The 22,760-nt window shown below is 34.0% G+C and carries 15 protein-coding genes and 1 rRNA gene; 2 read left to right on the forward strand and 14 right to left on the reverse strand.

All coding sequences use genetic code 11. The features are described 5' to 3' along the window. Positions 1-8: 8 nt before the first annotated feature. The 13 genes from SOM12_RS22820 to SOM12_RS22880 all read right to left on the reverse strand — a co-directional run bounded on the left by SOM12_RS22820 (position 9) and on the right by SOM12_RS22880 (position 19,214). Positions 9-3,176, reverse strand: a complete 3,168-nt coding sequence (locus SOM12_RS22820; RefSeq protein ID WP_095931312.1) for a SusC/RagA family TonB-linked outer membrane protein — start codon at positions 3,174-3,176, stop codon at positions 9-11. 578 nt (positions 3,177-3,754) lie between these two features. Next, positions 3,755-4,411 (reverse strand): fructose-6-phosphate aldolase, encoded by a 657-nt coding sequence (gene fsa, locus SOM12_RS22825; RefSeq protein WP_095931313.1) that lies wholly within the window; start codon positions 4,409-4,411, stop codon positions 3,755-3,757. A gap of 613 nt (positions 4,412-5,024) precedes the next feature. After that, entirely contained in the window at positions 5,025-6,350 is a 1,326-nt protein-coding gene (gene xylA, locus SOM12_RS22830; RefSeq protein WP_095931314.1) for a xylose isomerase, read from the reverse strand. A 9-nt stretch (positions 6,351-6,359) separates the two neighbouring features. Next, a complete protein-coding gene (locus SOM12_RS22835; protein ID WP_320495630.1) occupies positions 6,360-7,841 on the reverse strand; it encodes an FGGY-family carbohydrate kinase in 1,482 nt (493 codons plus the stop codon). A 2-nt stretch (positions 7,842-7,843) separates the two neighbouring features. Then, a complete protein-coding gene (locus tag SOM12_RS22840; protein ID WP_095931316.1) occupies positions 7,844-8,851 on the reverse strand; it encodes a GntR family transcriptional regulator in 1,008 nt (335 codons plus the stop codon). 264 nt (positions 8,852-9,115) lie between these two features. Further along, entirely contained in the window at positions 9,116-10,150 is a 1,035-nt protein-coding gene (locus tag SOM12_RS22845; protein WP_320495631.1) for a glycoside hydrolase family 43 protein, read from the reverse strand. A 21-nt stretch (positions 10,151-10,171) separates the two neighbouring features. Then, entirely contained in the window at positions 10,172-11,605 is a 1,434-nt protein-coding gene (locus SOM12_RS22850; RefSeq protein WP_320495642.1) for an MFS transporter, read from the reverse strand. 272 nt (positions 11,606-11,877) lie between these two features. Continuing rightward, complete coding sequence (locus SOM12_RS22855) at positions 11,878-12,987, reverse strand: endo-1,4-beta-xylanase (protein ID WP_320495632.1); 1,110 nt, start codon at positions 12,985-12,987, stop codon at positions 11,878-11,880. A 98-nt stretch (positions 12,988-13,085) separates the two neighbouring features. Then, a complete protein-coding gene (gene uxuA / locus SOM12_RS22860) occupies positions 13,086-14,249 on the reverse strand; it encodes a mannonate dehydratase (protein WP_320495644.1) in 1,164 nt (387 codons plus the stop codon). A 156-nt stretch (positions 14,250-14,405) separates the two neighbouring features. Then, complete coding sequence (locus SOM12_RS22865) at positions 14,406-15,143, reverse strand: SDR family oxidoreductase (RefSeq protein WP_320495633.1); 738 nt, start codon at positions 15,141-15,143, stop codon at positions 14,406-14,408. An 18-nt stretch (positions 15,144-15,161) separates the two neighbouring features. Beyond that, the gene (locus tag SOM12_RS22870; RefSeq protein WP_320495634.1) at positions 15,162-17,315 is read right to left on the reverse strand and encodes an alpha-glucuronidase family glycosyl hydrolase; all 2,154 of its coding nucleotides are present in this window, start codon (positions 17,313-17,315) and stop codon (positions 15,162-15,164) included. 279 nt (positions 17,316-17,594) lie between these two features. Beyond that, on the reverse strand, positions 17,595-18,626 hold the full coding sequence (locus tag SOM12_RS22875) for a LacI family DNA-binding transcriptional regulator (protein WP_320495636.1): 1,032 nt from the start codon (positions 18,624-18,626) through the stop codon (positions 17,595-17,597). Positions 18,627-18,767: 141 nt separating this feature from the next. Next, a complete protein-coding gene (locus tag SOM12_RS22880; RefSeq protein ID WP_320495637.1) occupies positions 18,768-19,214 on the reverse strand; it encodes a PepSY-like domain-containing protein in 447 nt (148 codons plus the stop codon). A gap of 299 nt (positions 19,215-19,513) precedes the next feature. On the opposite strand from SOM12_RS22880, the gene SOM12_RS22885 reads away from it, so the two are divergent. Both SOM12_RS22885 and SOM12_RS22890 read left to right on the forward strand, forming a co-directional pair. Then, positions 19,514-21,667, forward strand: coding sequence for a sensor histidine kinase (locus tag SOM12_RS22885; RefSeq protein ID WP_320495639.1), 2,154 nt, complete (start codon positions 19,514-19,516; stop codon positions 21,665-21,667). 49 nt (positions 21,668-21,716) lie between these two features. Further along, entirely contained in the window at positions 21,717-22,358 is a 642-nt protein-coding gene (locus SOM12_RS22890) for a response regulator transcription factor (RefSeq protein WP_320495640.1), read from the forward strand. A gap of 324 nt (positions 22,359-22,682) precedes the next feature. Here SOM12_RS22890 and rrf read toward each other — a convergent pair. Next, positions 22,683-22,760 (reverse strand): 5S ribosomal RNA (gene rrf / locus SOM12_RS22895); the annotation flags it as partial.

Below are 22,760 nucleotides of genomic sequence, written 5' to 3' on the forward strand. Positions count from 1 at the left end.
TGCGTTTTTTAGAAATTAACAGTTAATCCAAGCGTAGTTACCATAGGTGAAGGATAACGTCCGTTATCGATACCATTTAGAAGTTGGTTTTGGTACATTGCACCTACTTCAGGATCATATCCTTTATATTTGGTAAAGGTTAAAACATTCTGCATGTTTGAGTACACTTTGATGTTTGAAATTCCGTATTTCGAATACAAATCTTTAGGAAGATTATACCCAATCGAAATATTCTTAAGTCTTACATAAGACCCGTCTTCAACAAATCTGTTGCTTAAACGATAATTTGAAGCCGAAGCTGCAGATGACGCTGCAATTCTAGGCATGTAAGGATCTCCGCCCACAATCTGCACATTACGATAATCATTTGGCCCATTTGGGTCGATTAATTCTAATTGCGCGTATCCTAAAGCTGATTTCAATAAATTGGTATTCTCTCGTGGGTTTTCAAGCCATCTTCTTTGGTAATTTAAAACATCATTTCCGTAAGAACCTGTAAACAAAATGCTCACATCAAATCCTTTGAATGAAAAACTGTTATTGAAACCGAAAGTGAAATCGGGATTAGGATCTCCAATATAACCTGCATCTTTTTCGTTGATTACTCCATCTTTATTAACGTCTTCAAACATATAATCTCCAATCCAAACGCCATTTTCACCAATTACCATTCCTTCCGGCAATGCTGTTGGTTTTACTGTTCCTGTGGCATCTTTATAATAAAAATCTGTTGCTTTTTCAAAACGTCCGATTACTTTATAACCATAAAATTGTCCTAATGGCTGTCCAACTGCAGTACGAGTAACCACTGTTACGTCTGAACCTTGTTGTAAAGTCTGATCGTAAACTCCAGATTCTGAATTCAATTTCAATACTTTAAATCTGTTCATCGAGATATTGAAATTTGATTTCCAAAGAAAATCTTTTCTCTGCATGTTTATGGTGTTTATCGTAAACTCGAAACCTTTGTTTTCAAGAGATCCGATATTAGCAAAAGGCGGTGTTGTAGCTCCTTGACCCGTTGTTCCTACGTAAGCTGGAAGTGATAATCTTAGTAATAAATCATCTGTTTTTTTATAATAAACATCTGTTGTAATTTCAATTCTATTGTCTAGAAGTCCGATATCTAAACCAATATTAGTCTGGTTTGATTTTTCCCATTTAAGGTCTGGATTTGCAGTATTAGTTGCAATTTGCCCGCTTCCCCAATTGGTTGCCGAAGTGCCATAAACAGAAGTATAAGCATTATTTGGTACGCTTGAATTACCTGTAACTCCCCATCCTGCACGTAATTTTAAATTGCTAATGGTCTGATTTTCTTTTAAAAATGATTCGTTTGAAACTTTCCACGCTAATGAAGCAGATGGAAACCAATCCCATTTATTGCCTTCAGCAAATTGCGAAGATCCGTCTCTTCTGATTGTTCCTGTTAGAATATATCGATCATCAAATGTATACGTTGCTCTTGCAAAATAAGAACTAAGCGATTTTGTAGAACTTGCATTTGAGTTTCTAGCCGTTGTTGGGTCTCCAGCGTTTAAATCTGTTGCTCCATTGGTTAAATAACCTGAACGGTAGCCATACAGATTTTCCCAGTTTTGCTCTTGAAACTCTTGAGCTACCAATGCATTAATATTATGTTTTCCGAATGCTTTATTATAAGTCAAAGTATTAGTCCACATCCAGTTTTCGCTCGTAGATTTTGTTCTTGATCCTTCTCTAACTTCATTTGATAATGCTCCAAAAGTATAAGATGGATTAAAAGTATATCGGTTTCCAAAACCATAATCTATAGAATATTGGGTTCTCAATTTTAAATCTTTTGTGAAACCAATTTCTGCATACACATTTCCTCTAATTCCGTAGTCTTTTCCATGATTATCTTTCAGCATTGCAATTCCTAACGGATTAGTTTGAACGAATTCAGTAGTATCTGGTCCGTCAAAAGTACCGTCAGCATTTCTAGCGGCTACGTTTGGAGTTTGTTTTAAAGCGGTTAAGATTACCGAATCATCATTTACTGTAGTGACCTGATTGGTTTTGTAAGCATTTAAATTTACTCCAACTTTCATCCATTTCTTTACTTGCGAGTCCACAACTGCACGAATGGTCATACGATCAAAAGAAGAACCGATGATCGTTCCTTCCTGATCAAAATAAGACATTCCTAATGCATAAGTAGTAGTATCAGATCCGCCTGACGCAGATAAATTGTAGCTCTGAATTAAACCTGTTTGAAACAATTCATCTTGCCAGTTTGTTCCTTCTCCTAATAAATCAGGACGAATAAAATAAGGATCTCTTTGAACGATTCCTAAATCTGATCTCGTGTTTTTCAGCGTTCCATATTCTCTTAAATTAAGCACCTGCAATTCTTTAGGCATTTGCTGCCACCCTACATAACTGTCAAAATTTAAAGTCAAATCTCCTTTTCTACCTGTTTTAGTAGTCACCATAATTACCCCGTTTGCCGCTCTAGAACCGTAAATAGCAGTTGCAGAAGCATCTTTCAAAATATCTATAGAAGCAATATCATTAGGGTTAATTCCTGAAAGCGGATTTGTATTTAAAGAGCCTGAATTACCATCTATAATAACACCATCAATTACATAAATCGGTTCATTAGAACCTGTAATAGAGCTTATACCACGAATACGTACCGAAGAACTTCCTCCAGGCGTACCGCTATTTTGCTGTATCTGCACCCCAGCCGCTCGGCCTTGCAATACCTGATCGATAGTTGTAGAAACAGATTGTGTTACCGCCGAACTAGATATCGAAGAAATTGCTCCTGTTAAATCTGCTCTTTTTGCTGTTCCGTATCCAATAACAACAACTTCTTTTAAGTCGTTTAAATTCTCTTCTAGTACAGCATCAATTTTGGTTTTATTATTCACTGCAACTTCATACGGTTTGTATCCAATAAAGCTAAAGACCAAAATACTATTATTGGGAATAGCTTGAAGGGTGTAAGTCCCGTCAAAATTAGATACGGTACTTGTTTTGGCTCCTTTTACAATAATGTTGACACCTGGTATTGGTCCTACACCATCAGATACAGTACCTGTAACAGTAATTTGTGCATTTACTGCAGCAGAAAATACCAGCATCAGGATTAAGAACCCCCAATTCTTAAAGTATTTAGATCTGCTTTTAGTAATTAAAAAGTTAGTCATAAATAATTGGTTTAATGAGTTAATAGTATGGTTTAGTTAGTTTTCTTTTTAGGTGACTTTTTACTCGTTTTTATTTTAACATTTTAAACAAATAACTAGCTTATAGTCAAAACAAATATATGCAAAAAACAACAACACGCAATCGGTTGTGTTAATTTTTATTCCTAATTTCAAAAAAATAAAGCTAAAAAAAAGAATTATCTGTATTAATAATTGTAAAATATTAAACAATCATTAAAAACAGTATTTAATATCACGAAAACGTTAGAGATAATAAATCATTTGATTCAAAATCTTAAAAAAAATATAAAATGTTAAAAAATGGGATTTTTCCAAAAAAAACTAAAACGTTGTAGTAACTGTCTAAAAATTCATCATAAATTAAATCTTTCGCTATCCCTTATAAAAGCTGACTTAATAAATGTTATAAACTGAAAACCAAGAGTATATCGTTAAAATATTATAATTCTTACAAAACATAAAAAAGAAACAATCGGTTGCTTTTATTTCATAAAAAAACTCCCTTCCAAATAACTGGAAGAGAGTTTTTAAAACTATAAAAACGGAAATGAAAAAGGTTATAAATTCATCTTTTTCGCGTCTTCTACAAATTGCTTTAATCCGATATCGGTTAAAGGATGTTTCAGAAGACCTTTTATCGCAGAAAGCGGTCCAGTCATTACATCTGATCCAATTTTGGCACAATTGATAATATGCATGGTATGTCGCACAGAAGCCGACAAAATTTGAGTTTGATAATTATAGTTATCATAGATTTCTCTGATTTCAGCAATTAAATGCATTCCATCTGTAGAAACATCATCTAATCTCCCTAAAAATGGAGAAACATAAGTCGCTCCTGCTTTAGCGGCAAGCAAAGCCTGACCCGCCGAAAATACTAAAGTTACATTGGTGCGAATTCCTTTTGAAGAAAAGTATTTACACGCTTTTATACCATCGCCAATCATAGGCAGTTTCACTACAATCTGAGGATGTAAAGCGGCTAATTCTTCTCCTTCTTTTACCATTCCTTCAAATTCAGTCGAGATTACCTCAGCCGAAACATCGCCATCAACGATATTACAAATATCAAGATAATGTTTCAGGATATTTTCTTTTCCTGTAATGCCTTCTTTTGCCATTAAAGACGGATTGGTGGTTACACCATCTAAAACGCCTAAAGCCTGCGCCTCTTCAATGTCTTGAAGATTGGCGGTGTCAATAAAAAATTTCATAAGTTTTTTGGTTTGTGGTTAATTGTAATCTAGTTTCAATAGTGTTTAACATGAAGTAAATCGCATAGTTGTCATTTCGACGAAGGAGACCCGAGCGATAGCGAACAGGCGAAGCAAATCTTCGCGAGAAACTCGATAAAGATTAGTTATTTACTTTGTGGAGCTACTTACGGAGATTTCTCCTTCGTCGAAATGACAAAACTGTACGTTTTTTTCTTTATGTAGATAAATTTAGTAGAGACGCACTGCAGTGTGTCCAAATTCTAGCGAGTGAAAAATGTGCATTTCGATAGATTTTGCTCTTCAAAAAACCTTCAATAAAAAATACTCACTACTATTTTATCAAACTGACCTTTTATTCGTTTCGATTTTCAAAAAATAGTAACTAAACCTTCAATCTATTTTTCTTAAATCTTATTGTAAAAAAAGCCATAATCTTAATGCACATTTTCGAAGTTTCGATCTAAAAAACATTTTTAAATATTTTTAACGCTTTATGGCTATCACATTTAAAAATTTAAATTTTCTTAGATTTTTGTCTCACTAAGTTTTATAAGAAACCTAACAGTCCCGATGCATCGGGGCTGTTAGGTTTGCTGTAGAAGTTTACCAATTAAATGTATTGGTTAATGATATTTTCAAACAATTCTTGTTTACCGCTTTGAAGATTTAATTCTCCATTTTCGTGAGCGATAGTATAAAGATCTTTAAGGTTTAATTTTCCGTCAGCAAAATCTTTTCCTTTTCCAGAATCGAAAGAGCTGTATCTTTCAGTTCTTAATTTTTCGTAAGGAGAAGACGTGATGATTTTATCTGCAGTCAATAAAGCTCTTGCAAAAGTATCAGCTCCACCAATGTGTGCTAAGAAAACATCTTCTAAGTCTGTAGAGTTTCTTCTAATTTTAGCATCAAAGTTAACTCCACCACCTTGTAATCCACCAGCTTTTAAGAAAACCAACATCGCTTCTGTTGTCTCTTGAATGTTGTTTGGGAACTGGTCTGTATCCCATCCGTTTTGGTAATCACCTCTGTTCGCATCAATGCTTCCTAACATTCCCGCTTTTGCCGCAACTTCCAATTCGTGTTGGAAAGTGTGCTGTGCCAAAGTAGCGTGGTTTACTTCGATATTGATTTTAAAATCTTTATCTAAACCATAATTTTTCAAGAATCCGATTGCTGTAGCCGAGTCAAAATCGTATTGGTGTTTAGATGGCTCCATTGGTTTTGGCTCGATGAAGAAAGTTCCTTTAAAACCTTGAGATCTTGCGTAGTCTCTAGACATTGCTAAGAATTGCGCCATGTGGTCTAATTCTCTTCCCATATCTGTATTTAGTAAAGACATATAACCTTCTCTACCACCCCAGAATACATAGTTTTCTCCTCCTAAAGCAATTGTTGCATCCAAAGCCAATTTTACTTGACCACCAGCTCTTGCCACAACATTAAAGTCAGGATTTGTAGCGGCTCCGTTCATGAATCTTGGGTTTGAGAAACAGTTTGAAGTTCCCCAAAGCAATTTAATTCCAGAGTCTGCTTTTTTCTGTTTTAAGTAATCTGTAATAAAAGCCAAACGTTTTTCTGATTCTGCGAAAGTTGCTCCTTCAGCAATCAAATCGTAATCGTGAAAACAGAAATAATCGAATCCCATTTTGCTGATGAATTCAAAAGCAGCATCTGCCTTATCTTTTGCAGCCTGATATGGATCTGATGAAGCATCCCAAGCAAATTGTTGTGTTCCTGGCCCGAATGGATCACTACCTTGTCCACAGAAAGTATGCCAGTAAGCGATAGCAAATTTAAAGTGCTCACGCATTGTTTTTCCAGCTACAACTTGGTCTGGATTGTAATATTTAAATGCCAACGGATTATCAGATTCTTTTCCTTCAAATTTAATTTGGCCAATACCTTTGTAGTATTCTTTATCTCCTAAAACTATCATTTGATTTTTTTATTTATTTGTTAATATTAATTCTAATTCTTGTTTCCATTTTTTATAAGCCGCTTCGTAAGGTGCTGCGTTATGAAGCGGTAAAAACGTCATTACGTGATCGTTGTCACTTACATTAGCTCCAAACTTGCTGTAATCACCATCTTTTAAGCCAACCGCTCTCGCCGCACCAACTGCTCCAGTTGTATTGTAAATTTCGATTTCGTGACCAATTAAAGTTGCCACGGTATTAGAGAAAATCTCCGAACGGAAAAGGTTATCATTTCCTGCTCTAATTACATTAATTGTCGCATTATCATCTTTTAAACATTCCATTCCGTACACAAACGAAAACGCAATTCCTTCAAGAGAAGCTCTAAACAAATGCGCACTATTATGAATATTTAAGTTGAGGTTTAAAAAGTGAGTTCCAATAGTTTTATTGTTGAACATACGCTCAGCGCCATTTCCAAACGGAATTACGACAACACCTTCAGATCCAACCTCAATATTAGAAGCTTTTTCATTCATTGCTTCATAACTTTCGTTGCCCATATTATTACGAAGCCATCTGTACTGAATTCCTGCTCCGTTAATATTCAACAATTTACCAACTCTCGGCGTTTCTAGTTCGTAGTTTACGTGAACGAAATTGTTTACTCTTGTGCTCTTTCCAGACGACATTTCGCTAACGGCATAAAAAACTCCTGAAGTTCCTCCCGTAGCCGCCACTTCTCCCGGATTTAAAACATTTAATGAAAGAGCATTATTAGGCTGATCTCCTGCTCTGTACACAATCGGAATTCCAGCTGGAAGACCTGATTCAGCAGAAGCTTTTTCAGTAACAATACCTTGATTCGTAAAGTTTTCTACGATTTTTGGAGTTAATGATTGGTCGATTCCGTAGTAATCCAAAAGCCAATCGGCTACTTTATTTTCTTTATAATCCCAAAGCATTCCTTCAGACAAACCGTTTTTAGTTGTTGTTACTTCGCCTGTCAGTTTCAAAGCGATGTAATCTCCCGGAAGCATGTACTTAGAGATTTTATTGTAAACTTCAGGTTCATTTTCTTTAACCCATTTCAGTTTTGAAGCCGTAAAATTTCCTGGCGAATTCAATAAATGCGACATGCATTTTTCTTCTCCAATTTCGGCGAAAGCCTTATTACCAATCTCAACCGCACGGCTGTCGCACCAAATAATTGAATTTCTAAGGGCATTTCCTTCCTTATCCACAATCACCAATCCGTGCATTTGGTACGAAATACCAATTCCCTGAATTTTAGATGCATCAATATTTGCCTCTTTAATAGCTCTTTTCGTTGCTGTACAAATGTGCTGCCACCAGATTTCAGGATCCTGCTCTGCCCAGTCTGGGTGAATCGAAAGGATTTCCATTTCGTTCTGTGGTTCATTCAGAACGATTACTTTTTTACCCGTTTCTGCTTCTACCAAGGCTGCCTTGACAGAAGAACTTCCAATATCATATCCGATATAATACATACTTACAATGATTCTCTTATTATTAATTTTGTCGGCACATAACACTGAGTATCTTCGTCATGCGTAATAAATGCCGCTGCTTTGGTTCCCATTTCTTTAAAATCAGTTGAGACAACCGAAATTCCTTTGTATATAAATTTTTTCATCGGGGTTTCGTTGTACGACAAAAATCCAACATCTTTCCCTGGCTCAAAATCCTTCTCTTTGCACTGCTCTAAAAAGTGTCCCAAAATCCTATCGCTTACACTGATATAAGCAATCCCTTTTTCGATGCTGAATTTCTTTGGATCTGTAATTACCTCATATTCAAAACCAAAATCGGCACAGAATTTCTTAAAAAACTCCACCGTTTCCCACGGATGATTGGTAAAATCTGGATACACAAATTGTATCTTTTTGTACTTTTTAAACAAATCACTTGCCTCTGTCAATGACTCATAAAATGCTTTTCCAAAATCCTGAAAAACATAATTACTCGTTTTATCAGCTCTGATGTTCCAGTCAATCAAAAGCAGTTTATCTTTTGAAATCGCTGATAATGCCGGAGCAATAGCCGCGTGATCAAAATTCATCACCACATATTTGTAATACTTCCCTATTCCGTTATTAATGATCGTTTTAAAAACATCAATATTATAATGATGAAACTGTACATCAATAATCACATTATCGGCCAGATTATTCACAACCGAATGATATAAAACCTCCTTATAAGCCTTAAACGTATCTAAAACCAAAAGCACTTTTCTCGTTTCGCCCGCTACGTAATAACCTTTATTAGGCACAGAATCAATCACTTTTTGGTCTTTCAAAATCGAATAAGCCTTAAAAACAGTATCCCTTGAAAGCTGATAGGTCTTGCAGATCACATTTACCGACGGAAGTAAATCTCCCTTCTGTAAAATATTCTCCGCAATAGCATTCGTAATTCCATCTACCAACTGCTGATACTTCGGAATATCACTTTCGTGATTCATTATAAACTCAAATTTTTCTTCTTCTTTTAGCATACCGTTCTGTTCCGTTCTGTTATGCTAAAGTAGCTAAAAAACTTTTATAAAAAATTATTTTTCGTATTAAATATGTTATTTTTTTTAAGCTCTTTTATTCTAAAAATTTGGGCGTCTTTACGCCGCGACTAACTGGTCTTTCCGTTTCATTTTCTACCCAATTTGCCATTTCTGCCTTCGTTGAAATGACAAATTGAATGAAAAGAAGTAAAATCACAACACAACCGATTGTATTTTTTTGCTAAATTTTTTATACAAAAAATCTTAATCAATTAATCTTCTTATTCCATAAGGATCAATCGTAATAATCGAACCGTCTTCTAAATAATCGATTTTGGTTACTTTCATGCTTCGCAAATGCGTCACCCCTTTTGACAAACTCGAATCGTGATAAAACAAATACCACTCGTCTTCTACCTCGCAAATCGAATGATGTGATGTCCAACCCACAACAGGATTCAAAATTCTTCCCTGATACGTAAACGGCCCATAAGGATTATTGCCAATAGCATAACAGATAAAATGAGTATCGCCTGTAGAATAAGAGAAATAATATTTTCCGTTGTATTTATGCACCCAAGAAGCTTCAAAAAAACGACGGTCATGATCGCCTGCCAAAATCTCAGTGCCGTTTTCATCCAAAATTTTAATCTCTTTTGGTTCTTCAGCAAATTCGAGCATATCATCTCTCAACAGAGCTACTATTGGCCCAAGGGCTTTTTCACTTGACGAAGGTTCTTCGTGGTTTTCATCGTATTTATTGCTACGATATTTTTGAAGCTGTCCACCCCAAATTCCTCCAAAATAGATATAATGTCTACCATCTTCATCTTCAAAAACGGCTGGATCAATACTGTAACTTCCTTTTATGGCATCTTTTTCGGGAACAAAAGGCCCAACTGGCGAATCTGAAATGGCAACACCAATCTGGAAAATTCCGTTGGCACGTTTGGCAGGGAAATACAAATAATACTTCCCGTTTTTATGCGCTGCGTCAGGTGCCCACATTTGCTTTTCGGCCCAAGCCACATCATCTACATGCAATGCAACACCATTATCAACTACTTCTGATGAAATGTCTTCCATAGAAAAAACATGATAATCCTCCATCCCGAAATGATCGCCGTTATCGTTAAACGGAATTCCAGCATCAATATCATGAGATGGGTAAATGTAAATTTTTCCGTTGAATACATGTGCCGAAGGATCGGCTGTGTACATATGGGATACTAAAGGCTTTGAAATCGCCAGGTCATTAATTTCTTCAAAATTAATGTGTTCAATGCTATCTTCAGGCATACTTCTATTTTGTTTAAATAATTAAGCTCTTCTTTCTTTTAATTCTGTTTCAATCTGCACTTCCATTTCTTTATTGATTTTATAGAAAAACAACAATCCAGCTCCAATTAAAAAAGGGATTGCAGGGAAAATACTCACTAGTAATTTTATTCCATTTATGGCTGTTTGAGACTGTTGTGGTGCATTGGGAACGTAGTGAAAATAACCTAAAAATAAAGTGGTTAAAGCACCTCCCACGCTCAGTCCTGTTTTTAGTCCAACCATCATTGCAGAGAATATAATCGCAGTTGCACGACGGTTATTTAACCATTCTGAATAATCGGCCACATCGGCAATCATTGCCCAAAGAATTGGGATCGTTATTCCATAGAAAAATCCGTGTAGAATCTGAGAGAAAAACATCAGACTAATTGATGTTGGAGGATAAAAATAGAATGCAATAATGAACAAAGTCGAGATGAATAAAAATGTACCAAAAACATTTCGTTTTCCGTATTTGTCTGCGAGATTTTTGGACAAAGTAATTCCAACAATCATAAAAATAATTCCACCCGCATTAAATAAACCGAAACCCGCTGAAACAGGATCATTTCCAAAATGATTCAATCCGATATTCGATAAAGTATCTAAAATAGGCTGAATAAAAATGGCTAATTGTTCTTTATCAACATAATTCTCAAAATAATACACATACGAACCGCCTTTCATTGCCAAAGTCACAAAAACCAAAGTCGTCAGCGAAAGCATAATAACCCAAGGCCTGTTTTTGATTAAATCGCTTAAATCTTCTTTTACGCTTGATTTTTGTTCTGGTTTCGGAATAATTCTTTCTTTGGTGGTTAAAAACGTAATTAAAAGCATAATCGTTCCAATAATCGCTAATGCGGTCATGACTTTTTCAATTCCGACTGCTTTATCGCCATTTCCAGCACTTTTTATAATGCCAAGCATGAAAACCTGAACAAAAAACTGAGCAAACATAACCGCCACAAAACGGTATGATGACATACTGTTTCGTTCTTTCATATCGCCCGTAATAACACCGCTTAAAGCAGAATAAGGCAAATTGTTTCCAGCATAAAAAAGCAATAATAAAGTATAGGTTATAACGGCATAAATTACTTTTCCTTTATAAGAGAAATCAGGAGTTGAAAAGGCTAATAGCGCTACTATTCCAAGGGGAATTGCTGTTATTAAAATCCAAGGTCTAAATTTTCCCCATTTGGTACTGGTTCTGTCCGCCAAAACCCCAATAATCGGATTAAAAATAAAGGCTGCAATTAATCCAACAATCAACATGATGATCGAAGAATCTGTTGGTGATAATCCGTAAATGTCGGTGTAGAAATACGCCAAATACGTCATCAAAGTTTGAAAAACGAGATTAGCAGCAAGATCTCCTAAGCTGTATCCAATTTTTTCTTTGATGGATAGTTTTTGTGAAATGTTAGTCATTCGTGGGTTTGTGGTCATTTTTGATTAGTTAGTTTTATTCCTGCAAGGTTTTTCAAACCTTTTAGGTTTCAATTGTTTTTTACAGCTCCTAAAATCAGCTACCTACAAGGTTTTGGAAACCTTGCAGGAAAACGAATTACAATTCAAACAATCGGTTGTGTAAAATTAGTTAAAAAAACATATTTTGCAAATTTAGTTTACTTTATTTAAGATATTTTTCAAACCACAACCGATTGTTGGTTATTTTCTCAAAACTTACGCTTTTTTAGTATTTATTCTTTAGTTTCTTTCAGCTTTAAAATACTATCGTAAGCTGGTTTATGTTGTAAGTTCTTGTCAAACGGTAACGGATAATTGGTTCTTCCTTTAATCGGCCAATCGTTTAGCCACGATTGCCCGTCATGAACGCCCCAAAATGTAACTCTGTTAATTTTATCTTTATGCTTTAAAAATAGTTTAAAAATCGATGCGTAACGCTCTGCTAATTGTGTTTGAACGGAATCTGGCAATGCTTTAGGATAGGGATTCATTTTGGCGCTTCCTTCGAAATTCTGATTTACATCAGCTCCTTTTAAATCCCACGGATTTGGTAAAACGGTAATATCCAATTCTGTAAAAGCAACTTTAATTCCTAAAGCCGAATACTCTAAAATACTTTTTTCAATTTCTTCAATGGATGGACTTTGCAATCTCCAGTGCCCTTGAATACCTACTCCATCAACTTTTCCGCCTTCCGCTTTTATTTTTTTGATTAAAGCGATTGCTCCAGCCCTTTTTGCGGGTTCTTCAATATTATAATCGTTGTAATACAACTCCGCTTTTGGATCTGCTTTTTCTGCGAGTTTGAAAGCATCTACTAAATATTTTTCGCCAAGCGTATTCAAAAAAACAGATTTTCGTAAAGTTCCGTCCTCGTTCAACGCTTCGTTTACAACGTCCCACGAATTGATTCTTCCCTTGTATTTTGAAACTATTGTCGTGATATGGTCTTTCATAAACGCTTTCATTTCTGTACTGTCGGCAATCTTTTCCATCCAAGGCGCCAATTGGCTGTGCCAAATCAAAGTATGACCATGAATAAACATTTTGTTTTTCTCGCCATATGCCACAAATTTATCAGACAAAGTAAAATCGTATTTATCTTTCTGCGGATGCGTAAACATAGATTTCATGATGTTTTCTGCCGTAATTGCATTAAATTCTTTTCGAATCAAAGAATCTTCCTTTTTGTCTTTTTCTTCGATTTGGTTAGCACTTAAAGCAGTTCCAATATAGAAATCATCTTTGTAAGCATCTTTTAATGAAGCTGTTTCTTTTTGCGATATACAGCTAACAGCCAGCAAAGCCGTGATGGCAAATAAATAAGGTTTAATAAATTTCATATCTTTTGGTTTCAATAGTTAATCGTTTTTTATTCGTTTAGTTTTGTCATTCCGAGGAACGAGGAATGACAAATTCCACGTATTATTTCAAAGAATAATTACAAATCCAATTTATAACCAATTCCCATTTCCAGACCTCTCAACTCAGCCAAACCTTTTAGTCTCCCTGTCAAGGAATAACCAGGATAAGTTTCTGTTGCTTCATCAACTTGATGAAGAAAACCATGATCGGGACGCATTGGCAGGCTTATTTTGGTTTTGTTCATTAATAAAAGTAATTTCTCAACGATTAGTTCCATTTTAACATCGCCGTCTAAATGTTCCGATTCCCTAAAAATAGTATCGCTTTCACGGATGGTGTTTCTCAGATGCAAAAAATGAATTCTATCTCCAAAATCGTCTATAATTTTCTCTAAATTATTTTTTGGATCAGCGCTTAATGATCCTGTGCAATAACACAATCCGTTGGCTATTGACGGAACGGCGTTGAAAATAGCTTTCAAATCGGCTTTTGTTGAGACAATTCTTGAAAGACCTAAAACCGAAAATGGCGGATCATCTGGATGAATCGCTAACTTTTGTTCATTTTTCTCTGCAATCGGAGTTACTTCTGATAGAAAATAAATCAGGTTTTCTCTTAATTTTTGATTATCGATTTCAGCATAATTCTCTAAAAGGGATAAAATCTGCTCTGCCGTAAAATGGATTTTACTTCCTGGCAATCCTAATAAGACATTTTTAAACAACAGTGCTTTTTCATCTTCAGACAGTTGATTTCCGAACTGCAAAGCTTTTTCTTTTTCAGTCTCTGAATAATCGTTTTCTGAATTTGGTCTTTTCAAAAGAAACACATCAAAATAGGTAAATGCCTCCTGATTATACAGCAAAGCTCTGCTTCCGTCTTCGTTTATAAAATTATGATTGGTTCTTACCCAATCCAGAATCGGCATAAAATTGTACGTTATAATTTTGATACCACACTTCGCCAGATTTTGTAAACTGATTTTATAATTTTCAATGTATTGCAGATAATTTCCAGAAGCTCGTTTGATTTCTTCATGAACAGGAAGACTTTCAACCACAGTCCATTCCAACCCATAATTCCGAATAATTTCTTGTCTTTCTTTTATTGCTTCAGTCGTCCAGACATCGCCAACCGGAATTTGATGCAATGCGGTAACAATTCCCGTTGCGCCAGCTTGTCGGATGTCGATCAACTTGACATTGTCGTTTGGACCGAACCATCGCATAGTTTGCTGCATTTTTATCATACTTCTTTTTTTTATGCCACGAAGGCGCTAAGTCGCAAAGTTTTTGTTTCCCGCAGATTTTGCAGATTAAGCTGATTTTAATCTTTTTAATCCTTTAATCTGTGGCTTCAAAAAACCTTTGAGCCTCTGCCCTTCAAAAACTTTAAATTAAAACCCAATACTATTTCCTCCATCAACAGGCAATACTGTACCGGTAGTATATTTTGATTCGCTTAAAGCGAAATAATAAACCGCATCTGCAATGTCTGATGGTTCTCCTAAATATCCCATTGGTGTTCTTCCTAACACTTTATTTTTTCTTTCTGGATCATTATCAAGTGCTGTTGACGACATTTTGGTTTTAATAAATCCTGGAGCAATACAATTTACGCGAATTCCTGCAGGTGCCAATTCTGTTGCCATCGCACGTGTCATTGACTCAATTGCGCCTTTACTAGCCGAATATGCAATTACTTTTGGAATTCCGTACTGCGATGCCATAGAACTGATATTGATAATGCTTCCGCCTCCGTTTACTTTCATATTTTTTACGACCTCTCGGCTCACACTAAAAACGCTTAAAAGATTGGTATGGATAATCGATAGAAAGTCTTCGTCCGTCACATCAGCAATTTCTTTTTTCATATTAATCCCAGCGTTGTTAACTAAAATATCAACTGAGCTATTTCTTGTAATACTTTCAATCATCGCAGGAATACCTTTCAAATCGTTCAAATCGAAAATCACTGGAATAGCATTTTCTCCAATTTCTTTGCAGGCATCTTCTGTTTTTTCTTTTGATCTTCCAATGATGTAGGTTGTGATACCGTTATCACATAATTTCTTTGCTGTCGCAAATCCTAAACCTGAATTTCCTCCAGTTACAATTGCTGTTTTCTTAATCATAATTTTTATAAAATATATTTATCCATTTCCGGGTGCAAATGGGAATTTTAATGATTTAAAATAATCTAAGGTTTGTCTTGGTTTTTCAACTCCTTCAGGAAGTTCTTTTCCCGAAAACTGCTGAAAATATAGCAAACATGCATCATGCCACCATTGTGCTTCTTTATGCTGAATTTCTAATAACATTTTCACTTCGTTAAAACGTTCGTTGTCAACATACTTTTCTGCCTGATTCCAAACATTCTGCATTGTTGCCACCTGATTTACACCTTCCTGATATTTTAATGCCAAACCATTCCAAAGTGTTTGTCCATTTTTCAGTTTATAATCCCAAGAAACATGATGAAACCACAAAAGATCTTTTTCTGGACAAGTTTCTAAATTATCAAAAAGTTTTTCTATTTCTGGCGCATATTGTGAAGTGGCATTGGTTCCCGCCTTTGATCTATCGAAACCAATTCCGTTTTTGTCTGCTTTATGATAGTAAGTCGGATTCCATTCTGGTCTTGACAAATTCGAAACCCAAGGTCCTGGACCGTAATGATGTCCAGTATCCATAATATGATGCAAACCAAGCGGTGTCATATAACTGACAACAGCTTCACGCGATTCCATCATGATATTTTTTACAGGTTTAATGAAATTTTCATCGTTTGAAAAAGTACATCTTAACCATTCATCAGCAATGGTTTCAGAATCTAAATACGGATTCCAAGCCAATCTTCCGAAACCATACCAATTTGCCTGTAAAAAAGGGTGTCCTGTCCAGTTTAAATCATTCCCAATATTAGCAACGCCTGCAATTCCGGTTAATTTGTTTTGATATAAATTGCCATCAATAACTTTAGCAACAGTTGAACCTTTTCCTTTTTGATAGGTATCTGACTCTAAAACTTCTTGAAATAATTTTGGCAAGAAAACCAAATGCGTGCTGAAGCCTAAATATTCCTGCGTGATTTGAAACTCTATCATTAAAGGAGTTTTCGGCATTGCTCCAAATAACGGATGAAAAGGTTCTCTGGGCTGAAAATCGATTGCTCCGTTTTTAACCTGAACAATTACATTCTCTTTGAATTTTCCATCATACGGCTGAAATTCGGCGTAAGCTTGTTTCGCACGATCATTTGCATCATGTTCTGAATATACAAAAGCTCTCCACATAATTACTCCGCCAAAAGGAGCAACAGCATCAGCCAGCATATTTGCACCATCAACATGGTTTCGTCCGTAATTTTGCGGCCCAGGCTGACCTTCTGAATTGGCTTTTACCAAAAATCCTCCAAAATCTGGAATTCGTTTATAGATTTCAGCTGACTTATTTTTCCACCAATTAATAACTTCAGGATCTTTTGGATCGGCAGTTTTTAAGTTTCCAATTTCGATTGGTGCTGAAAATCTTGCAGTTAAATAGACTTTTATTCCGTAAGGTCTAAAAACATTGGCTAAAGCTTCTACTTTTTCTAAATACTGCGGAGTTAAGATCAAAGCGTTTGCATTTACATTGGTCAAAACTGTTCCGTTAATTCCGATTGAGGCATTCGCTCTAGCGTAATCAATATAGCGCTGATCGATAAAATCTGGAAGTTTCTGCCAGTTCCAAAGCGAAAATCCAGCGTAACCTCTTTCAACTGTTCGGTCTAAATTATCCCAATGGTTTAGGATTCTGATATTGGTTTTAGGAGAATCAACAATATTTAAATTTTTAACCGATGTATTCGTTTGCAAAATTCTTAAGAAATTAAAAACTCCGTATAAAACCGCAACTTCATTTTTTCCTGTAATAATGATTTGCTTTTTGTTTTTTAAAGAAATGGATTTGATGATAAAACCTTCTTCATTTATTTTATCAAAATCAGATTTCAATTCATTTTTTAGTTCAATACTCAAATTCGATGCTGAACCAACGATAAGATTATTTTCTCCTTTTACATCTGATTTTATTTCGGGAATATTTCCTAGCATATCTGAAAATCCTGTTTTGATTTCTTTCTCAGCAATTTTAATAGTTTCGGAGTTTCCTAAAATAATAATTCCTTTAAGATTGTTTTTGTATTCTGAAGCTATTGTAGAATTAGCAACTGTATTGTACTGAAGCCACAATTTATAATCCTTTTGTGCTGAAGCTTGAAAGGAAATCAGAAGAAACAGGAAAAGAAATCGTAGTAAAGCCATGGTTTTAATTTATTCTTTATAATGTCATTTTTACAACATCAATATTTTACATCCAATTAAAAGTATTTGATAAAATTTTAATTTAAAAAATACATTATCTTAAATAAAACAACAAATGCAATCGGTTGCGTAAAAATATAGGATTGTTATTTAAGAAAAAAATTTTGAGTTGCTTTTTTTCAAAAAATATATTTCTACAACAAATAAAAGCAGGATAATTATAAAAACTATCCTGCTTTAACTGGTGGATTTACTATTTTAAATCCTTTATTTTTGATTCTATTTCTGCGAAGATTCTCTTGCCAGTACTTCCGTATTTAAGAATGTAATTTCTTTGGCATCATCATCATTTTTAGATGATTTCAAATTTTTTATAATAATATCAGCCGCTGCTTTTCCCATTTTTTCGGCAGGATGCGTAATAGTAGATAAATTCGGATCTATAATCTGCGAGATCGGGTCGTTGTTAAAACCAATTACTTTGAATTCTTCTGGAACTTTAATTCCGCGTTTTTTAGCAGTTTGAACAGCACTTACTGCTAAAATATCTCCAGGTGCAAATAAACCGTCTGGAATTGGGTTTAAATCGAATAAAGCGTTACTGGCTTTTACTCCATCTTCATAAGTAACAGAATTTAGATTGATAATCAATTCTTCTTCAACCTCGATATTATGGTCTTTTAAAGCTTCGATGTAGCCTCTTTTTCGTTCGTTATATAAGTTTCCTAATTCTGAACCAGCCGTTAAATGTGCAATACGAATACACCCTTGTTCAATAAGATGTTTGGTAGCTTTGTAACCTGCTGTATAATTGTCAATTACAACTCTAAAAGTATTATAATCTTTCGGAACCCTATCAACAAAAACTAACGGAATATTATTGTTTGAGAACTGATGAAAATGCGCTGTATCTCTGGTTTCCATTGCCAGCGAACAAATTACACCGCTCACACGATTGGAATACAAAGATTTAGCCATATTTACTTCTTCTTCATACGAGTCATGCGACTGCATAATGATTACAGTATAATCTGATTTCTGAGCTGTAATTTCGATTCCGCTGATTAGAGAAGACAGAAAGGGCTGTGTAACAGTGGGAATCAAAACACCAATTGTTCTGGTTTTATTTCCACGCAAACCTGCTGCTAAAGTATTGGGAACGAATCCCATTTCTTCAGCGGTTTTTTTCACTTTCTTTATCGTCTTGTCACTTATGGTATGATGATCTTTTAAAGCTCGTGAAATAGTAGATGTAGCCAGATTAAGTCTCTCGGCTATATCGTAGATCGTTACATGTTTATTTTCTTCCATGAAATAAAAAATAAAGATGTAAATATAAACTATTTTCGTTCAAGATGTTCTATTGTAAGATTTCGCACAAAATAAAAATTTCCTGACTATCTCCATTAAAATTGGAGACCGATCAGGAAAATTCATCCGTGTTATGATTTGTTATTTTTTAACATCGTTCTTTTTTTCTTTTAAAATTTTACCATCTTTGGTAAATTCTAGATCAATTTTGTTTGTTAAATCGACATCAAGATCTTTGTGCCCATAGTCGATGTGCGTTATTTTTTCATTCGGATGATTCTTAGCTACATAAGCTTTAATATTATCTGGAATAAAATCAGTAGGAATTGGGTTGTCTCCACCGTCAACTTCACGATACGAACCGTCTTTCCAAAACTCTACTTCTGTTCCATCTTTGAGTTTTACTTCATATCCTTTTTCTCCATGTTCAGGATCTTTCTGTGCTTTTTCTACCAAAGTATGACTAAAATGTTTCTTTAAAAATTCCTGCGCTGGTTTTGGTAATTCGGTTACTTCAATTTTCTTCTGTGCACTGGCCGAGATTGTTGCAATTAACAATGTTATAGCCAAAAATAGCTTCATTTTCATAATTCATTTATTTAAGTATAGTATTACTAATTTACAACTTCAAAAAACGCATTCAAATGATTTTAAGAAACTTTTAGTTTTTTAAACAATCATAACATATTCACTTACAATAACTTTTAATTGTAATTTTTAGAAAAAATATATCACAACTTTGCCTAAAAAATTTATTTTAAGAAATAGGTGTTTGATCCTTTTGTAGTATTTTTACCTTTCGGATCCCACAAAGTCCGATATAATTAACCTTAAGAATACAACACTTTAAAATTTATTCATACCAATTAGAGTTCAAACCAAAACGTATGGCAATCTGGTTAGAAAGGCTTTTTTTATTCCTCCTTGTCTTTTTATCTTTCAGTCTCCATGCACAGATTGAAAATAAAAAGCAGGTCTTTGCCTCCAAAAAAAACTCCTCACTTAAACCAGACCATAAAATATTGGCTCTTTATGACTTGTATAATAAAGGAAACGAGAAAAAAGCATACAAAAACGCACATTTGCTATTAAAATCAAAAGCAGACAACCGATCTCTTGCAAGCACAAATCTTCTTCTTTCGTATTATTTTAACAAGAGAGCCATAATTGATTCTTCGATTTACTACACAAATCAGGCTTTTAAATATAATACCACAACCAATGATTCTTTAAAAAACCGTCTTTTCGCTTTGGGTTATAATTTGCTAGCGATTAATTACAATAAGCGAGGTTTGTTTAATGAAAGTAAAAAATGGCATCTTAAAGGAATAGAAGCTTCTCAAAAATACGATGAAAAAAATCTTTTTTACACTCATATACACGGTCTAGCACAAACTTATACAGAACTAGGAAATTATCAAAATGCTTTAAAATTATTTAAAGAATGCTTGGAATATAAAGAAGATACCGAAATAATTCTGGGAAGCTACATCAATATTGCGGATATTTATTCGAGACTGAAAGATTATGATAATGCCAATATTTATTACAAAAAAGGAAAAGCGCTCTGTGATAAAAACAATAATTTTCAAGGAAAAGCTATCGTTTTACTTGGTTTAGGTGAAAATTATCAGCATGAAAACAAATATCAAGAAGCATTAAAAACGTTTCAAGAAGCACTTGTTATTGCTGACGAAAACGAACTAAACCAATTGTCTGTTATTTCAAGAAGTACCATTGGAAACTGTTATATCTCTCAGAAAAAATACATTGATGCAAAATTGTGTTTTACCGAGGCACTCCAAAAATCTATACATTTTGGACTGCTTCAAACTCAAATAGAGATCTATGATGAATTGAGAAAAATTTCCATCAAACAAGAAGATTTTAAAAATGCTTATTTGTTTTATGAAAAATCAATTCATCTAAAAGATTCTATATCAAAACTGGAAAGAATAAAGGAAATTAATGAACTTGAAATTAAATACCAAACTACCCAAAAACAAAAAGAAATTGAATCTTTGAGATTTGAAAATGAAGTTAAAAAACTAGCCTTGGCTAGTCAAGAAGATGCAATCAAAAATATAATTCTTAAAGAAGAAATCTTTAAGAAAAATAATGAAAATACGCTTCTTGCTTACCAAAATTCATCTAACAAAAAAAGAAACGAAATAGCGCTCCTAAAAAAAAATCAACAATTAAAAAACCTAGAAATCAATCAACAAAAGAATTTCAAACTACTTATAATTAGTGCTTTTCTTATTTTATTGATTCCGATTATTGCACTACTATTTCAGTTTTACAAACGATTCAAAGTACAACATTTACTAAATGTTAAGCAATCAGAAATTAGTTCTCAGAAAATAAACAGCATTTTAAAAGAACAAGAATTGGATCTAATCAAAGCATCAATCAGGGGGCAGGATAAAGAAAGACAACGTATCTCTCAAGAACTTCATGATAGTATTGGAGGTAATTTAGCGGCAATTAAACTGCAAATAAACAATTTAAATTCTTCTAATTTTTCGAATATCCAACAAATAAGCCATCAATTGGACGACACCTATCAGCAGGTTCGAAATTTATCACACACTTTACTGCCTAAGAAATTTAGTCAAAATAAATTTCTAGAAGTTTTAGAATCATATTTGAATAATATCGGTGAGGCAAGCAAAATCAAGATTTCTTTTATTTCATATCCGAAGGAAGAAATTAATAAATTGGATGAAAATATTCAAGTTGAAATTTTTAAAATCATACAGGAGCTCTTAACTAATACAATTAAACATGCCCAAGCTACTGAAATTGAAGTTCAACTGAATTGTGTCGAAGATATCTTCAATCTTTTATTTGAAGATAATGGAATAGGTTTTGAAACCAAAAATACTCCAAAAGGAATTGGCCTAATTAATCTTGAAAATCGAATTAATAAACTAAATAGTTCATTTATAATCGATTCAAAATTAAAACGAGGTACTATCATTAACATAGAAATCCCAATTTTCCGATCAAAACCAAAAGCTTTAGTAAAAAAGTATTGATTTGAAGAACCAATTTCACGAATTAAAAAGCAACTAATATATTTATTATATGACAAAAATTAAGCTACTTATTGCTGATGATCACACCATGTTCCTGCAAGGAATTATATCCTTATTAGAACAGGAACCTAATATCAATATTGTTGATAAAGCCGTAAATGGAATTGAGGCTTTAGAGATCATCAAAAAAAGTGCAATTGATTTAATTATTCTCGATATAAGTATGCCTGCAATGGATGGAATAGAATTGAGTAAAATTCTTAAAAAACAGCATCCGCAGATCAAAATTCTAATTGTAAGCACACACAGCAATGCAATGATTGTCTCTAGATTAATTAGAATTGGTGTAAATGGCTATTTATTGAAAAATGCTGAAAAAGAAGAACTACTTAAAGCTATTAACACAATTGCTTCAGGCGAAAATTACTTTGCAGAAGAATTAGAGGAAAAACATTTTACCAATAGTTCAAGAATTGAAAAACAGTCTTCTCATATAACAGAATTAAGTTCTAGAGAAAAAGAAATTTTAGTCTTAATAGCTCAAGAATACAATACAGCCGAAATTGCAGAAAAAACTTTTATTAGTTTAAATACTGTAAATACGCATCGCCGTAATTTATTATCAAAATTAAATGCAAAAAATACAGCTGGTTTGGTAAAATATGCTGTAGAGAATGGTTTAGTAGATTAATGTATTACAATTCACAAATTATATTACTTAAGCCCGAATAATATAGTAAAGCTCCCCAATGCCTATACTAGCTATTCGAGCAAGTAATAAAAATCTGATTTTAATCAAATTAAAATTGCATGCTTATATCAATTTAATTCTCCAAAAATAATTTGATATACCTCGTTTACATTGCAACTTTAACACAAATCTACTACTCAACTTCATTTTTTACATCATTATAAATAATGATTTTACATTCTTTTTTTTCATGTTCAAACATTCCAAAAACCAAAACATATAAAAAACAGAAAACCCCATCCAATTTGGATAGGGTTTTCAAAAGAAAGGCGACGACATACTCTCCCACAAAACTGCAGTACCATCTGCGCAGGCGGGCTTAACTTCTCTGTTCGGGATGGG

Source organism: Flavobacterium sp. CFBP9031, from assembly GCF_034044945.1.
GTDB lineage: Bacteria > Bacteroidota > Bacteroidia > Flavobacteriales > Flavobacteriaceae > Flavobacterium.

Bases quoted from the DNA above. Each gene is read 5' to 3' on its own strand.
- SOM12_RS22890 (WP_320495640.1), top strand. From the start codon at position 21,717: ATGACAAAAATTAAGCTACTTATTGCTGATGATCACACCATGTTCCTG.
- SOM12_RS22880 (WP_320495637.1), bottom strand. From the start codon at position 19,214: ATGAAAATGAAGCTATTTTTGGCTATAACATTGTTAATTGCAACAATC.
- SOM12_RS22865 (WP_320495633.1), bottom strand. From the start codon at position 15,143: ATGATTAAGAAAACAGCAATTGTAACTGGAGGAAATTCAGGTTTAGGA.
- SOM12_RS22850 (WP_320495642.1), bottom strand. From the start codon at position 11,605: ATGACTAACATTTCACAAAAACTATCCATCAAAGAAAAAATTGGATAC.
- xylA (WP_095931314.1), bottom strand. From the start codon at position 6,350: ATGATAGTTTTAGGAGATAAAGAATACTACAAAGGTATTGGCCAAATT.
- SOM12_RS22875 (WP_320495636.1), bottom strand. From the start codon at position 18,626: ATGGAAGAAAATAAACATGTAACGATCTACGATATAGCCGAGAGACTT.
- SOM12_RS22835 (WP_320495630.1), bottom strand. From the start codon at position 7,841: ATGTATTATATCGGATATGATATTGGAAGTTCTTCTGTCAAGGCAGCC.
- SOM12_RS22820 (WP_095931312.1), bottom strand. From the start codon at position 3,176: ATGACTAACTTTTTAATTACTAAAAGCAGATCTAAATACTTTAAGAAT.
- SOM12_RS22840 (WP_095931316.1), bottom strand. From the start codon at position 8,851: ATGCTAAAAGAAGAAGAAAAATTTGAGTTTATAATGAATCACGAAAGT.
- SOM12_RS22870 (WP_320495634.1), bottom strand. From the start codon at position 17,315: ATGGCTTTACTACGATTTCTTTTCCTGTTTCTTCTGATTTCCTTTCAA.
- SOM12_RS22855 (WP_320495632.1), bottom strand. From the start codon at position 12,987: ATGAAATTTATTAAACCTTATTTATTTGCCATCACGGCTTTGCTGGCT.
- SOM12_RS22885 (WP_320495639.1), top strand. From the start codon at position 19,514: ATGGCAATCTGGTTAGAAAGGCTTTTTTTATTCCTCCTTGTCTTTTTA.
- SOM12_RS22845 (WP_320495631.1), bottom strand. From the start codon at position 10,150: ATGCCTGAAGATAGCATTGAACACATTAATTTTGAAGAAATTAATGAC.
- uxuA (WP_320495644.1), bottom strand. From the start codon at position 14,249: ATGCAGCAAACTATGCGATGGTTCGGTCCAAACGACAATGTCAAGTTG.
- fsa (WP_095931313.1), bottom strand. From the start codon at position 4,411: ATGAAATTTTTTATTGACACCGCCAATCTTCAAGACATTGAAGAGGCG.